Source organism: Paenibacillus sp. FSL P2-0322 (assembly GCF_037975315.1).
Classification (GTDB): Bacteria; Bacillota; Bacilli; order Paenibacillales; family Paenibacillaceae; genus Paenibacillus; species Paenibacillus polymyxa_B.
Map to the genome: position 1 here is coordinate 4599980 of NZ_CP150243.1, position 14499 is coordinate 4614478.

Genomic DNA, 14499 nt, shown 5'->3' on the forward strand with positions numbered 1-14499 from the left:
ATATGAATATAACAAAAAAGCCGCTGCTTCCAGCGACTTTCCTTTTGAATCGGGATGACACGATTTGAACATGCGACCCCCTGGTCCCAAACCAGGTGCTCTACCAAGCTGAGCTACATCCCGAAATAGATGCCGGTGAGAGGACTCGAACCTCCACGGTTTCCCTCACGATTTTGAGTCGCGCGCGTCTGCCAATTCCGCCACACCGGCTTATGAAGTTAATGGCGCGCCCTGAGAGATTCGAACTCCCGGCCTTTTGATTCGTAGTCAAACGCTCTATCCAGCTGAGCTAAGGGCGCAAATATGGAGCGGACGACGGGAATCGAACCCGCGACCCTCGCCTTGGCAAGGCGATGCTCTACCGCTGAGCCACGTCCGCAATATCATTATATCCATGACATATAAGTTCATGAATGGTGAGCCATGAAGGACTCGAACCTTCGACACCCTGATTAAAAGTCAGGTGCTCTACCAACTGAGCTAATGGCTCCCAACAGGGTAATATAACTTTGTAAAAATGGCGGAACTGACGGGATTCGAACCCGCGATCTCCTGCGTGACAGGCAGGCATGTTAGGCCTCTACACCACAGTTCCATAGCAGTTTACATTCAAAAGTTAATTGGTTGCGGGGGCAGGATTTGAACCTGCGACCTTCGGGTTATGAGCCCGACGAGCTACCGAACTGCTCCACCCCGCGATAATATTAGGGACTGCTATTTAAATAAATGGTGGAGGCTGAGGGGCTCGAACCCCCGACCCTCTGCTTGTAAGGCAGATGCTCTCCCAGCTGAGCTAAGCCTCCATACTACTTATGACCCGTAGGGGATTCGAACCCCTGTTACCTCCGTGAAAGGGAGGTGTCTTAACCCCTTGACCAACGGGCCATACAATAAAATAATTATGGCGGAGAGAGAGGGATTCGAACCCTCGAGACGCTTTTGGCGCCTACACGATTTCCAATCGTGCTCCTTCGGCCAACTCGGACACCTCTCCATATGGCTCCCCGAACAGGACTCGAACCTGTGACAACTCGATTAACAGTCGAGTGCTCTACCAACTGAGCTATCAGGGAATAATAATCATAAAGCTCTGCTTGGCGACGTCCTACTCTCCCAGGACCCTGCGGTCCAAGTACCATCGGCGCTGGAGGGCTTAACGGTCGTGTTCGGGATGGGTACGTGTGGAACCCCTCCGCTATCGCCACCAAACATGAATTTACACTGTAAATTCTTCCGTACGGTTATTCGGTTCATCACTTATCGTGTGAATGAATAGCCATGCGCTTATTGTATGTCACTTGTACATACTTTCAAGGTTACACCCTGAAAACTGGATCCGAAACTCATTTGCGTTTTATTCTTAGGATAAGCCCTCGACCGATTAGTATTGGTCAGCTCCATGCATTACTGCACTTCCACCCCCAACCTATCTACCTCGTCGTCTTCAAGGGGTCTTACTAATTGGGAAATCTCATCTTGAGGGGGGCTTCACGCTTAGATGCTTTCAGCGCTTATCCCTTCCGTACATAGCTACCCAGCGGTGCTCCTGGCGGAACAACTGGTACACCAGCGGTACGTCCATCCCGGTCCTCTCGTACTAAGGACAGCTCCTCTCAAATTTCCTACGCCCACGACAGATAGGGACCGAACTGTCTCACGACGTTCTGAACCCAGCTCGCGTACCGCTTTAATGGGCGAACAGCCCAACCCTTGGGACCTACTTCAGCCCCAGGATGCGATGAGCCGACATCGAGGTGCCAAACCTCCCCGTCGATGTGGACTCTTGGGGGAGATAAGCCTGTTATCCCCAGGGTAGCTTTTATCCGTTGAGCGATGGCCCTTCCATGCGGTACCACCGGATCACTAAGCCCGACTTTCGTCCCTGCTCGACTTGTAGGTCTCGCAGTCAAGCTCCCTTCTGCCTTTGCACTCTTCGAATGATTTCCAACCATTCTGAGGGAACCTTGGGGCGCCTCCGTTACTCTTTAGGAGGCGACCGCCCCAGTCAAACTGCCCACCTGACACTGTCCTCGCACCGGATCACGGTACCAAGTTAGAACCTAGATACGATCAGGGTGGTATCCCAAGGATGCCTCCTCTCAAGCTGGCGCTCAAGATTCAACGGCTCCCACCTATCCTGTACAGATCGTACCCAAATTCAATATCAAGCTGCAGTAAAGCTCCATGGGGTCTTTCCGTCTTGTCGCGGGTAACCTGCATCTTCACAGGTATTAAAATTTCACCGGATCTCTCGTTGAGACAGCGCCCAAGTCGTTACGCCATTCGTGCGGGTCAGAATTTACCTGACAAGGAATTTCGCTACCTTAGGACCGTTATAGTTACGGCCGCCGTTTACTGGGGCTTCGGTTCATAGCTTCGCCCGAAGGCTTACCACTCCCCTTAACCTTCCAGCACCGGGCAGGCGTCAGCCCGTATACTTCGCCTTGCGGCTTCGCACAGACCTGTGTTTTTGCTAAACAGTCGCTTGGGCCTTTTCACTGCGGCCCCCTCGGGCTATTCACCCTACCGAGGCACCCCTTCTCCCGAAGTTACGGGGTCATTTTGCCGAGTTCCTTAACGAGAGTTCTTCCGCGCGCCTTAGAATTCTCTTCTCGCCTACCTGTGTCGGTTTGCGGTACGGGCACCTTCTCCTGGCTAGAGGCTTTTCTTGGCAGTCTGAGATCATGACCTTCGCTACTACAATTTTCGCTCCCCATCACAGCCCAGCCTTACGATGTGCGGATTTGCCTACACACCAGCCTCACTGCTTAGACGGACATCCATCAGTCCGCGTCACTACCCTACTGCGTCACCCCATCGCTCATAACGGATTACGGTGGTACAGGAATTTCGACCTGTTGTCCTTCGACTACGCCTATCGGCCTCGCCTTAGGTCCCGACTTACCCTGAGCGGACGAACCTTCCTCAGGAACCCTTAGGCTTTCGGCGGATCTGATTCTCACAGATCTTTTCGTTACTCATACCGGCATTCTCACTTGAATGCAGTCCAGCGCTCCTTACGGTACACCTTCAACCCGCATTCAACGCTCCCCTACCCCTGATGCAAGCATCAAGCCATAGCTTCGGTGGTGTGTTTAGCCCCGTTACATTTTCGGCGCAGAGTCACTCGACCAGTGAGCTATTACGCACTCTTTCAATGGTGGCTGCTTCTAAGCCAACATCCTGGTTGTCTGTGCAACTCCACATCCTTTCCCACTTAACACACACTTGGGGACCTTAGCTGATGGTCTGGGCTGTTTCCCTTTCGACAATGGATCTTAGCACTCACTGTCTGACTCCCGGAACTAAATCTATGGCATTCGGAGTTTGACTGAGCTTGGTAACCCTTGCGGGCCCCGCACCCAATCAGTGCTCTACCTCCACGATTCTTTTTTCCGAGGCTAGCCCTAAAGCTATTTCGGGGAGAACCAGCTATCTCCGGGTTCGATTGGAATTTCTCCGCTACCCCCACCTCATCCCCGCATTTTTCAACATGCGTGGGTTCGGGCCTCCAGTGCGTGTTACCGCACCTTCACCCTGGACAGGGGTAGATCACCCGGTTTCGGGTCTACGTCCACGTACTCAAGTCGCCCTATTCAGACTCGCTTTCGCTGCGGCTTCAGCTCTTCACCTTAACCTTGCACGGGAACGTAACTCGCCGGTTCATTCTACAAAAGGCACGCCATCACCCCTAGATCGGGCTCTGACTTCTTGTAAGCACACGGTTTCAGGATCTATTTCACTCCCCTTCCGGGGTGCTTTTCACCTTTCCCTCACGGTACTGCTTCACTATCGGTCGCCAGGGAGTATTTAGCCTTGGCAGATGGTCCTGCCGGATTCATACGGGGTTTCACGTGCCCCGCACTACTCGGGATCCGTCTCGGAGAGAACAAGTTTTGAACTACAGGGCTTTTACCTTCTCTGGCGGGCCTTTCCAGACCTCTTCATCTAACCGGTTCCTTTGTAACTCCATGTGAGACGTCCCACAACCCCAAGGAGCAAGCTCCTTGGTTTGGGCTAATCCGCGTTCGCTCGCCGCTACTGACGGAATCACTATTGTTTTCTCTTCCTCAGGGTACTTAGATGTTTCAGTTCCCCTGGTCTGCCTCTATTCTGCCTATGTATTCAGCAGAAAGTGACTGTCGATGAAGACAGCCGGGTTTCCCCATTCGGACATCCCCGGATCAAAGCTTGCTTACAGCTCCCCGAGGCCTTATCGTTGTTCGCCACGTCCTTCGTCGGCTCCTGGCGCCTAGGCATCCTCCGTGTGCTCTTTGTAGCTTAACCTAGTATTTACATGGTAAATACGATTCGCTTTGAATTTCGGTTCAACACTTACGTGTGAATGAAATTCAAGGCAGCTACCTTTATTTCACTTGTTTACACAAGATCAGCTTAAAGGAATATTCTAAAACGCAATTTCGTTTCGGTATCCAGTTTTCAAGGTGCAATTCGCTTCTTCGAAGCGAAACCCGATGAATATTTCGGTTCCACACGGATGTGTGAATGAAACATTCGTCGAAGCTTGAGAGTTTGAGCTCTCAAAACTGAGCAACGAGTGAGTAACAGGCCTAAACCTGAGTTTTGAAGCTTACGCTTCATATTTGAATGTTTCCGTTGCAGGAAACGATTCTCCATAGAAAGGAGGTGATCCAGCCGCACCTTCCGATACGGCTACCTTGTTACGACTTCACCCCAATCATCTACCCCACCTTCGGCGGCTGGCTCCCTTGCGGGTTACCCCACCGACTTCGGGTGTTGTAAACTCTCGTGGTGTGACGGGCGGTGTGTACAAGACCCGGGAACGTATTCACCGCGGCATGCTGATCCGCGATTACTAGCAATTCCGACTTCATGTAGGCGAGTTGCAGCCTACAATCCGAACTGAGACCGGCTTTTCTAGGATTGGCTCCACCTCGCGATTTCGCTTCCCGTTGTACCGGCCATTGTAGTACGTGTGTAGCCCAGGTCATAAGGGGCATGATGATTTGACGTCATCCCCACCTTCCTCCGGTTTGTCACCGGCAGTCTGCTTAGAGTGCCCAGCTTGACCTGCTGGCAACTAAGCATAAGGGTTGCGCTCGTTGCGGGACTTAACCCAACATCTCACGACACGAGCTGACGACAACCATGCACCACCTGTCTCCTCTGTCCCGAAGGAAAGGCCTATCTCTAGACCGGTCAGAGGGATGTCAAGACCTGGTAAGGTTCTTCGCGTTGCTTCGAATTAAACCACATACTCCACTGCTTGTGCGGGTCCCCGTCAATTCCTTTGAGTTTCAGTCTTGCGACCGTACTCCCCAGGCGGAATGCTTAATGTGTTAACTTCGGCACCAAGGGTATCGAAACCCCTAACACCTAGCATTCATCGTTTACGGCGTGGACTACCAGGGTATCTAATCCTGTTTGCTCCCCACGCTTTCGCGCCTCAGCGTCAGTTACAGCCCAGAGAGTCGCCTTCGCCACTGGTGTTCCTCCACATATCTACGCATTTCACCGCTACACGTGGAATTCCACTCTCCTCTTCTGCACTCAAGCTCCCCAGTTTCCAGTGCGACCCGAAGTTGAGCCTCGGGATTAAACACCAGACTTAAAGAGCCGCCTGCGCGCGCTTTACGCCCAATAATTCCGGACAACGCTTGCCCCCTACGTATTACCGCGGCTGCTGGCACGTAGTTAGCCGGGGCTTTCTTCTCAGGTACCGTCACTCTTGTAGCAGTTACTCTACAAGACGTTCTTCCCTGGCAACAGAGCTTTACGATCCGAAAACCTTCATCACTCACGCGGCGTTGCTCCGTCAGGCTTTCGCCCATTGCGGAAGATTCCCTACTGCTGCCTCCCGTAGGAGTCTGGGCCGTGTCTCAGTCCCAGTGTGGCCGATCACCCTCTCAGGTCGGCTACGCATCGTCGCCTTGGTAGGCCTTTACCCCACCAACTAGCTAATGCGCCGCAGGCCCATCCACAAGTGACAGATTGCTCCGTCTTTCCTCCTTCTCCCATGCAGGAAAAGGATGTATCGGGTATTAGCTACCGTTTCCGGTAGTTATCCCTGTCTTGTGGGCAGGTTGCCTACGTGTTACTCACCCGTCCGCCGCTAGGTTGTTTAGAAGCAAGCTTCTAAACAACCCCGCTCGACTTGCATGTATTAGGCACGCCGCCAGCGTTCGTCCTGAGCCAGGATCAAACTCTCCATTAAAGACCAACCGAAGCTGGTTTATAGAAAGAGCGATAAGCTCATGTTGAAACTGACGAGATAAAAATATCTCTTGTTTGATTTTGCGAACAAAATCGTTTTACTCACTCGTTGTTCAGTTTTCAAAGATCAAACCTGCATTATGTCTTACTTTGTTTCACCACCGCATCTCAGCGGCGACTTAAATAATATATCATGTTTTCTACGTCTTTGCAACACTTTTTTTCAAGAGAATTTTTTAATCAATTCTGCTTTGTTTTCGTGTTGCTAACTATCTTGTAAAAGACAGCTATAAGAATATACCACATAAATACGCTAAATAGCAACACCTTTTTTTGAATTCTTTTTTCATCTTTAAATCACTGCATTTAAATAAAGAGACCATTATTCCCACAAGCAGAATAACAGTCTCTTTAACATTCATTTCTTTCTCTTAATGAATAATAAAGCCGGGGCACTACTAGGAGGTCCCTCTCTTTTTACATTTAGCCACGTCAGTCCTTAATCCATGGATTTTTACGCGAACGAGCATTATAGGATGAGGAACGGGGTTCTCCTCCACTTGAATTATGGGATTTTTGCTTCTTATTGCTAGCATTTTTACTGGAAACCTTGGCTTTAGACGTCTCTTCTTTGGATGTACTGCCAGAACCGTCTTTTGATTTACCTTTACGCACGCTACGATCCTTTGGTTTAGAAGAAGAAACATCTTCATTTTGGGATGCAATAGTCAGATTGTTACCCATCTCTTGCGTTCCTGGAATTGCTGGTGCCGACTGGGCGTTCTCTTCCCGGCATCCACAGTCTGGCATAAACATATAGGGGGTTGTATATCCCTCTAATGGATACATAGGTGCATTCCCATGCGCAAACGGATGATAAGGGGAATTCGCAGATTGTTGTCCTTGTAACTGGCTATAGTCGGACACGTTTCCACCCGCAGGCAAACCATATTGAGGTCCTCCCCATGCCTGGCTCCATTGACTGCCCTGGACTGTACTCTCTGGATACTGCTGCGGATGCCCTTGATGGATAAAGGGAGGATAGACAGGGTAGGATGCATTTTCAGACGCCTCATGACTCGGATAATATCCGGGGGCGCAGCAATCTGAATAGGCAGGATAAGGTGTTGGATGGGCATTTATGGGTGATGTCTGCACAGGCCCCCAGCACCATGGATGCTCACATTCATGATGATAGCCCTGATCAGAAACTACAGTAGGAGAGGCATATTCTGCTAAGGAGGTATTTATAGGCGCATTCCCCAAAGTTTGTGGAGACCCAATCCCCGGATACCACGAGTTCGGCATTGCATTTATTTGTGGGCTATAATCAAATGTCGGCTGTTGTATCGACCACTCGGAATTTACCATCGGCTCCGATTTTGTGCAGCCGCAAAATTTTTCAGCTACAGGTTGCTTCACAACAGTTGTAGGAAGCTGTGGCTTAGATGCAATCGGTTGGGTAACTATGGGCTGCATTTGAGGTGGAGCAGGTGGAGTAACTATGGGCTGCATTTGAGGTGGAGCAGGATTTACGGGTGCCATAGGAACTTCAGGCAGTTTTAATTCAGGAAGCTTAGGAGGATTCACTGTTTCTTTTGGCTGTGTCATCTCTTCTTTAGGGCTAGGCATATTCTCCTGCTTAGGCTGCGTCAACTCCGCCTTGGGCTGGGTAAGTTCTTGCTTGGTTGGGGATTCAGGTTTAGGCTGTGTCATCTCTTCTTTGACTGCGGTATTTTTTTTATTCTCAGTAAAATCAGACGCCTCTTCTTTGTAGTGTGGAATATTAACTGTTTCTCCAACCAGAAGTGCGTTCGGGTTTTTAAGCTGGGAATTGGCATCAATAATTAGCTTAAGCGGTACATTCCACGCCTTGGACAACTTCCACAATGAATCTCCTTGCTTAACCTTGTGTTGATATACCGTTGACGGCTGTGTTTCCATCGTAACAGGGTCTGTTGGAATTTTAATTTTCTCGCCGATGCTCAACTGATTAGGGTCTGCCAATTGGGGATTGGCGGCAATAACTTTCTCCAGCGTCACATTATACTTCTGTGCCAGCAAGTACAGAGTGTCACCTTTTTTGACGATGTGTATTTTCACAGGTCACAAACCTCCTAGACTTTCGTTCGGGCGGGATAAACGCCCGGCTTCTGTTATTACATCCTATGCACCTCCCGGGCGAATGACCCCATACAAACAAAAAAATCCTCTCAACCGAATACTCTCACGAGCATTCAGCTAAAAGGATTCGGTTTTATTTTAGTCCTGCCACACTTTGTAGCCATCCTTATCCACGATCTTCCGGAACTCAGCCAAGAGCTCCAAAGTCACTGGGCCAGCAACGCCGGAGCCGATCGTACGACCATCCACTTCATAAGCTGCAATAACTTCTGCTGCAGTTCCTGTAAAAAACACCTCGTCCGCAACATATACATCATGCAGTGTAAAAGGTTGTTCCTTAAGGGGGTATCCAAGCTTAGCACTCAAATCGATAATAGCATTACGAGTAATCCCTTCAAGCGCTCCCAAATAGCAAGGAGGTGTATATAACACTCCGTTTTTGACAATGAAAATGTTGTCCGCAGAGCCTTCCGTCACATACCCTTGGGAATTGAGCATAATAGCCTCACCCACACCAGCATAGTTAGACTGGATCTTCACGAGGATGTTGTTGAGATAGTTCAATGATTTAATCTTCGGATTCAAAGCATCTGGGATGTTGCGACGCTGAGAGACAGAAATTGTCTTCAGGCCAGTCAAGTAAGCTTCTTCCGGGTAAATGGCGAGCTGCTCCACGATAATGATGACACTCGCCTTCGCACAACGAAGAGGATCTAAACCTAGATTCCCTGCACCTCGGGATACAATCAGACGGATATATCCGTTACGCATTTCGTTAAGACGAATCGTTTCAGCCATTGCTTCCAACATTTCATCAGGAGACAACGGAATGTTTAACTGAATGGATTTCGCAGAATCATACAGACGCTCCAAGTGCTCCTTACATTTAAAAATATTCCCGTTATAAATACGAATGCCCTCAAATATACCGTCTCCGTACAAGAATCCATGATCATATACGGAAACCTTTGCGTTTTCCTTAGTCACATGCTGCCCATCCAGATAGATCCATTGTTCTGCCATTAAAACCACACCTCCGATTAATGTTCCTTTAAAATAGGTTCGATCGCTGCTTCAACATACTTGTAGCTTGGATAAGAGCCAAGAATACGTACATGGCATCCCAAAGCCTCAATCTCTGCAAAGGCTGCCGGAAGCAGAACGGAATGCAGAGATTCCAAAACTTCAATGTAAAAATAATAATTCCCCAATTGCTTTTTGGTCGGACGCGATTCAATACGGGACAGATTTAACCTGCGCCATGCAAATGCGGATAAAACCTGATGCAGCGCTCCCGGGAAATCCTGCGGTGGCGTGACCAAAATACTGGTTCGCTGACCTTCAGGTGTACCCGGGAGACTTATAGGTTGATGGCCGATCAAGACAAAGCGGGTAAAGTTGTTATCGTGATCCGTTACTTTGCTGGCCAAAATATCCAATCCGTGTTTGGCAGCCGCGAGCTTGGTTCCGAGAGCGGTCCAGCCTTTACCGGGGTTATGTTTAACAATTTCGACGGCTTCTGCCGTACTTCCTGCACTCTCCAGCTCGGCCTGAGGAGCGGAAGCCTGTATGAATTCTTTACACTGGGGAAGCGCTACAGGATGAGACATAATTTTGACCACTTTGCTCAAATCCAGCTTGTCCAAATCCTTCGTAAACTCACTACGATGTCCAATAAGATTTTGAATTGAAGGATATACCCATTCCGCCTGCATTTGAATGTCTACTTCATGTACAAGCCAATCCATATGCAAACTTACAGAGCCATCAATCGTATTTTCAATGGGAATTACACTATAGTCTGCCTGTCCCTTGTCTACTGCCTGAAATACGTCCGCAATATGCTTGTAAAACAGTAATTCATGGGACGTATCTCCTAACAAATACTTAATCGCTTCATGAGAAACGGTCCCCTCAGGAAGAAGTGCAATTCGTTTCATATCGTAAGTTCCCCTTTAATCATATCCATAAAAGGGAGTGTATTCCCTTCTGTATATACTTTAACTCCTTCACTCTCAGGGCGCAATTTTAAAACAGAAGCAGTGATCCCCTCTTTGTTCACGGTATCCGTTAAATACTGCTCCAGCTCCGCTTTCCGATTCTCCCGTTGATCCGTCAATGCCAGCAGCGTCGGTCCAGCCCCACTGAGAGCCACACCCAAGGCACCATAATGGTGCGCGTCCTGCAGGATCTCTGTCATACCCGGCACAAGCGCCGAACGGTAAGGCTGATGAAGCTGATCACGCATCGCTTCGGCAATTAAATCGGTTCTTCCCGACGCCAATGCTGCTACCAGCATGGAAGCATGACTAATATTATATACGGCATCCTTCAATGATACATGCGCGGGTAGAACCTCTCTGGCTTTCGACGTGGACAGCTGAAAATCTGGAATAACTACCATAACCTCCAGATTAGCATCCGGTTCAAGTCGTAAATGCCTAGCATGCTCGCCATCCCACATCGCTGTAATAATACCACCAAACAGGGAAGCTCCAACATTATCCGGATGTTTTTCAATGGCGCTTGCCATATCGAACAGCTTGGAATCCGGCAGAGGCGATCCAATCAACGTATTAGCAGCGACCAAGGCGCCCACAATGGCAGAAGCACTGCTGCCCAAACCACGAGTAAGTGGAATATCCGAGTACATCGAAATATCGAGCTCAGGTACAGATACACCTGCTTCCCGAAAAACCATTTGTGCTACCTTGAAAATCAGATTAGTTTTATCTTGGGGAACACCATTCATTTCATTTCCGTATAAATGAAAAGCCGTCTGTTCGGCCTCCTTCATTTCAATCCATGCATATAAGGACAATGCCATGCCCAATGTATCAAAGCCGGGACCCAAGTTGGCCGTACTCGCAGGCACACGCACTCTTGCTGTTTTTAAAACGGTCATACAGACAATTCCTCCTGCTTTTATTGACTATCCCTCTACTCGATATACGCTCTTGATGCGACGGATGACGTCCAAAGTTTCAAAATGCTCCAAAACCTTTTTCATACTCGCTTTACTGGCTAAATGAGTCACGATAATAATTTCAGCATCGGGGTTAACCTCATTCGGTTGCTGCACAACAGATGCCAGACTGACATCAAATTCAGCAAATACTTGCGTAATCCGTGCCAACACCCCTGCTTTATCATCCACATGCAGAAGCACGAAGTTTTTGAAATACACATCTTCATCGTTACTAATTTTTTTGGGATTGTAAGGAACGATGGCTTTAAGCCCATTGACACCAAGTTTGAGATTTTTCACTACAGCTACTAAATCGGCTACAACCGATGTTGCCGTCGGCATTTCACCTGCACCCGCACCATAAAACATGGTTTCACCCACTGCTTCACCATGCACATACACCGCGTTGAATACCCCGTTCACCGAAGCCAATGGATGCTGCTTGCGTACCATGGTCGGCTGAACGTTAATCGTAAATTCATCACCTTGGCGCTCTGCAATCCCGAGCAATTTCATTTCATATCCTAGTTTTTTAGCAAAAGCAATATCTTCACTGGTTACCTTTGAAATGCCGCTGACACTTACATCCTTGAGCTCTACATTAGAGCGGAAACCAAGCGTGCCGAGAATTGCCATTTTACGAGCTGCATCCAGTCCTTCCACGTCTGAGGTCGGATCCGATTCAGCATACCCAAGCTCCTGCGCTTCCTTGAGAACTTCCTCGTACGAGGCCCCTTCCTGACTCATTTTTGTTAAAATAAAGTTTGTCGTACCGTTCACAATCCCCATAATGCGGGTAATGCGGTCGGAGGAGAAGCCTTCAATTAATGTACGAATGATCGGGATACCACCTGCTACACTAGCTTCATAAAAAATATCACACTGCTTTTCCTGCGCCTTTGCTAATACTTCAGAACCGTGCAAAGCCATTAAGTCCTTATTTGCTGTTACGATGTGTTTACCCCGCTCCAGCGCTTCAAGAATGTACTCCTTCGTCTGATCAACGCCGCCCATAACTTCAATAATTACATCAATTTCAGGGTCCCGAATAACTTCCCATGGGTCCTCAGTAAGCTTGGCCGTCTCCACTTCAATGGAACGATATTTTTCTATGTTTTTTACAGCTATTTTTTCAATGATGATCGGTGAACCGACTTGTCTGCTCAAGTCTTCCTGATTGCCTTCTACGATTCGAACGACTCCCGTTCCAACCGTCCCCAAACCTAACAATCCTACTTTGACCGGTTTCATCCATTCCCCTCCCGCGAACTTATGTCTAATGAACTGAATCGCCTTAACCTTGCCCAATCAGGCGAACACGTTTAACTCCAGAGATATCTTCCAAGCCCTCCAGTAGAACACCCAACTCTTCACTGAGTCTGGACATTTCTACGGAGATGACTACGTTGGCTCTGCCTTGCAGTGGAATACTTTGCTGGATCGTCAGCACATTGCCTCCGAAATCAGCCACTCTGCCAAGCACCCTGGACAACATTCCGGATTGATGCTCTAAATCAATAGAGATATTGACAATTCGCTCACGCTCCAGCTGATTAACCAAATGTATGCCATCCTTATATTTATAAAAGGCGCTTCGGCTTAGCCCAACTTGCTCCACAGCATCATGCACGGTTTTAACATCTCCTGAAGCCAGCAGCAGTTTCACCTGTATGGTCTTAACAATAGCTTCAGGCAAAATATCTTCCCGTACCAAGTAATAGCGCTCTTTCAAGAACGTCCTCTCCTCAAAGACTTATGTTTTTGTATAGAGGACATTATATCGAAACTCTTGAAAATCGGCAAGCAAACAATGCAAAAAACGGCTACTGCCTTCTATAGAGTTTCCTATAGTACAGTAACCGTTCAGGTTTTAGACCTTTATTTGAAATTTAGTAGTAGCTGCTGCCTTCAACAAATTCGAACTCGAAATCAGCAATGCGTACAGATGTACCATCTTTGGCGCCACGCTTGCGTAACTCAGCATCCACACCCATATGGCGTAACGTTCTTGCTAATTTCAAAATGGCATCATGCGAGTTCAACTGCATGCGCTTCATCATGCGCTCAATTTTAGGGCTCTGCACCACGAATGTGTCGTTTTCACGCACAATTGTAAAGCCATCGTCTTCTGCTGTATCCAGCTTAAATACCTTACGTTCATTGACTTCTGCTACTTCCTCAACAACCGGCTCGTCCGGTATTTGATCCAGCAAATCAGCAGCCCGGTAGAGCAGTTCCTTCACACCTTGACGTGTCAGTGAGGAAATAGGCATGATTTCAAGATCAGGACGTATAGAAGCAATCTGCTCTTTGAAGTGAGTCAGGTTTTCTTCCGCCTCCGGCATATCCATTTTATTGGCCGCCACAATTTGTGGACGCTCAGCCAATGTTGCATTATATTGCTTCAATTCGTCGTTAATTTTAGTCCAATCTTCAAACGGATCACGTCCTTCGGAGCCCGCCATATCCACGACATGGATAATAATACGCGTCCGCTCAATGTGCCGCAGAAATTCATGTCCCAGCCCAATACCTTCATGAGCTCCTTCAATCAAACCAGGCAAATCCGCCATCACAAAGTTACGATGATCACCCACATCCACAACGCCCAAATTCGGAGTAATCGTTGTAAAGTGGTATGCCCCAATTTTCGGTTTTGCGGAAGATACAACCGACAACAAGGTAGACTTCCCTACACTAGGGAACCCGACCAAACCTACGTCAGCCATTACTTTTAACTCAAGCGTGATATAACGTTCTTGTCCCTCTGCGCCGTTCTCAGCCAACTCAGGCGCTGGATTATTCGGTGTAGCAAAACGGATGTTCCCGCGTCCTCCGCGTCCTCCTTTAGCTACGACGACTTGTTGACCATGACGTGTCATATCTGCTACTACTTCACCAGTATCATCATCTATGATGACCGTTCCCGGTGGTATACGTACGATCATGTGCTCCGCATTGGCTCCGTGTTGGCTTTTGTTACGACCTTTCACTCCACGTTGGGCTTTAAAATGACGTTGGTACCGAAAATCCATCAAGGTACGCAAACCCTCATCTACACGGAAAATTACGTCTCCACCGTTCCCTCCGTCACCACCACCTGGGCCACCTTCAGGAACGTATTTCTCACGGCGAAACGCAATTAATCCGTCCCCACCGTCACCGCCTTTAACAAAAATCTTCGCTTTATCTACAAACATGGTTACACCTTC

At 48.4% G+C, this 14499-nt stretch carries 7 protein-coding genes, 11 tRNA genes and 3 rRNA genes; all 21 read right to left on the reverse strand.

Annotated features, from left to right (window positions below; translation table 11 throughout):
- Window positions 1–49: 49 nt before the first annotated feature.
- Window positions 50–123: transfer RNA gene (locus MKY24_RS20240), tRNA-Pro, on the reverse strand.
- 7 nt (window positions 124–130) lie between these two features.
- Window positions 131–210: transfer RNA gene (locus tag MKY24_RS20245), tRNA-Leu, on the reverse strand.
- A gap of 12 nt (window positions 211–222) precedes the next feature.
- Window positions 223–299, reverse strand: a tRNA-Arg gene (locus tag MKY24_RS20250).
- A gap of 5 nt (window positions 300–304) precedes the next feature.
- Window positions 305–379, reverse strand: a tRNA-Gly gene (locus tag MKY24_RS20255).
- Window positions 380–414: 35 nt separating this feature from the next.
- A tRNA-Lys gene (locus tag MKY24_RS20260) sits at window positions 415–490 on the reverse strand.
- A 28-nt stretch (window positions 491–518) separates the two neighbouring features.
- Window positions 519–595, reverse strand: a tRNA-Asp gene (locus MKY24_RS20265).
- 26 nt (window positions 596–621) lie between these two features.
- A tRNA-Met gene (locus MKY24_RS20270) sits at window positions 622–698 on the reverse strand.
- Window positions 699–727: 29 nt separating this feature from the next.
- A tRNA-Val gene (locus MKY24_RS20275) sits at window positions 728–803 on the reverse strand.
- Window positions 804–813: 10 nt separating this feature from the next.
- Window positions 814–885, reverse strand: a tRNA-Glu gene (locus MKY24_RS20280).
- A gap of 17 nt (window positions 886–902) precedes the next feature.
- Window positions 903–994, reverse strand: a tRNA-Ser gene (locus MKY24_RS20285).
- A gap of 3 nt (window positions 995–997) precedes the next feature.
- Window positions 998–1073: transfer RNA gene (locus MKY24_RS20290), tRNA-Asn, on the reverse strand.
- Between the two features lie 19 nt (window positions 1074–1092).
- Window positions 1093–1209, reverse strand: a 5S ribosomal RNA gene (gene rrf, locus MKY24_RS20295).
- Between the two features lie 152 nt (window positions 1210–1361).
- A 23S ribosomal RNA gene (locus MKY24_RS20300) occupies window positions 1362–4287 on the reverse strand.
- Between the two features lie 353 nt (window positions 4288–4640).
- Window positions 4641–6196 (reverse strand): 16S ribosomal RNA (locus MKY24_RS20305).
- Together the 16S, 23S and 5S rRNA genes with 11 tRNA genes alongside form the textbook arrangement of a ribosomal RNA operon.
- 491 nt (window positions 6197–6687) lie before the next feature.
- Window positions 6688–8298: a LysM peptidoglycan-binding domain-containing protein gene (locus MKY24_RS20310; RefSeq protein WP_339200740.1), complete on the reverse strand. Its 1611-nt coding sequence runs from the start codon at window positions 8296–8298 to the stop codon at window positions 6688–6690.
- 159 nt (window positions 8299–8457) lie between these two features.
- On the reverse strand, window positions 8458–9342 hold the full coding sequence (gene ilvE, locus MKY24_RS20315) for a branched-chain-amino-acid transaminase (RefSeq protein ID WP_028541580.1): 885 nt from the start codon (window positions 9340–9342) through the stop codon (window positions 8458–8460).
- A gap of 17 nt (window positions 9343–9359) precedes the next feature.
- Window positions 9360–10259: a prephenate dehydratase gene (gene pheA / locus MKY24_RS20320; protein WP_160789769.1), complete on the reverse strand. Its 900-nt coding sequence runs from the start codon at window positions 10257–10259 to the stop codon at window positions 9360–9362.
- Window positions 10256–11224: a homoserine kinase gene (gene thrB / locus MKY24_RS20325; RefSeq protein WP_160789768.1), complete on the reverse strand. Its 969-nt coding sequence runs from the start codon at window positions 11222–11224 to the stop codon at window positions 10256–10258. Before thrB ends, pheA begins: the two co-directional genes overlap by 4 nt.
- Window positions 11225–11251: 27 nt before the next feature.
- The gene (locus tag MKY24_RS20330) at window positions 11252–12538 is read right to left on the reverse strand and encodes a homoserine dehydrogenase (RefSeq protein WP_023989944.1); all 1287 of its coding nucleotides are present in this window, start codon (window positions 12536–12538) and stop codon (window positions 11252–11254) included.
- A 43-nt stretch (window positions 12539–12581) separates the two neighbouring features.
- Complete coding sequence (locus MKY24_RS20335) at window positions 12582–13019, reverse strand: ACT domain-containing protein (protein WP_013311587.1); 438 nt, start codon at window positions 13017–13019, stop codon at window positions 12582–12584.
- Between the two features lie 157 nt (window positions 13020–13176).
- Window positions 13177–14487 carry a GTPase ObgE gene (obgE, locus tag MKY24_RS20340; protein WP_023989945.1) on the reverse strand — a complete coding sequence of 437 codons (1311 nt, stop codon included), beginning with the start codon at window positions 14485–14487 and terminating at the stop codon, window positions 13177–13179.
- Window positions 14488–14499: the final 12 nt, after the last annotated feature.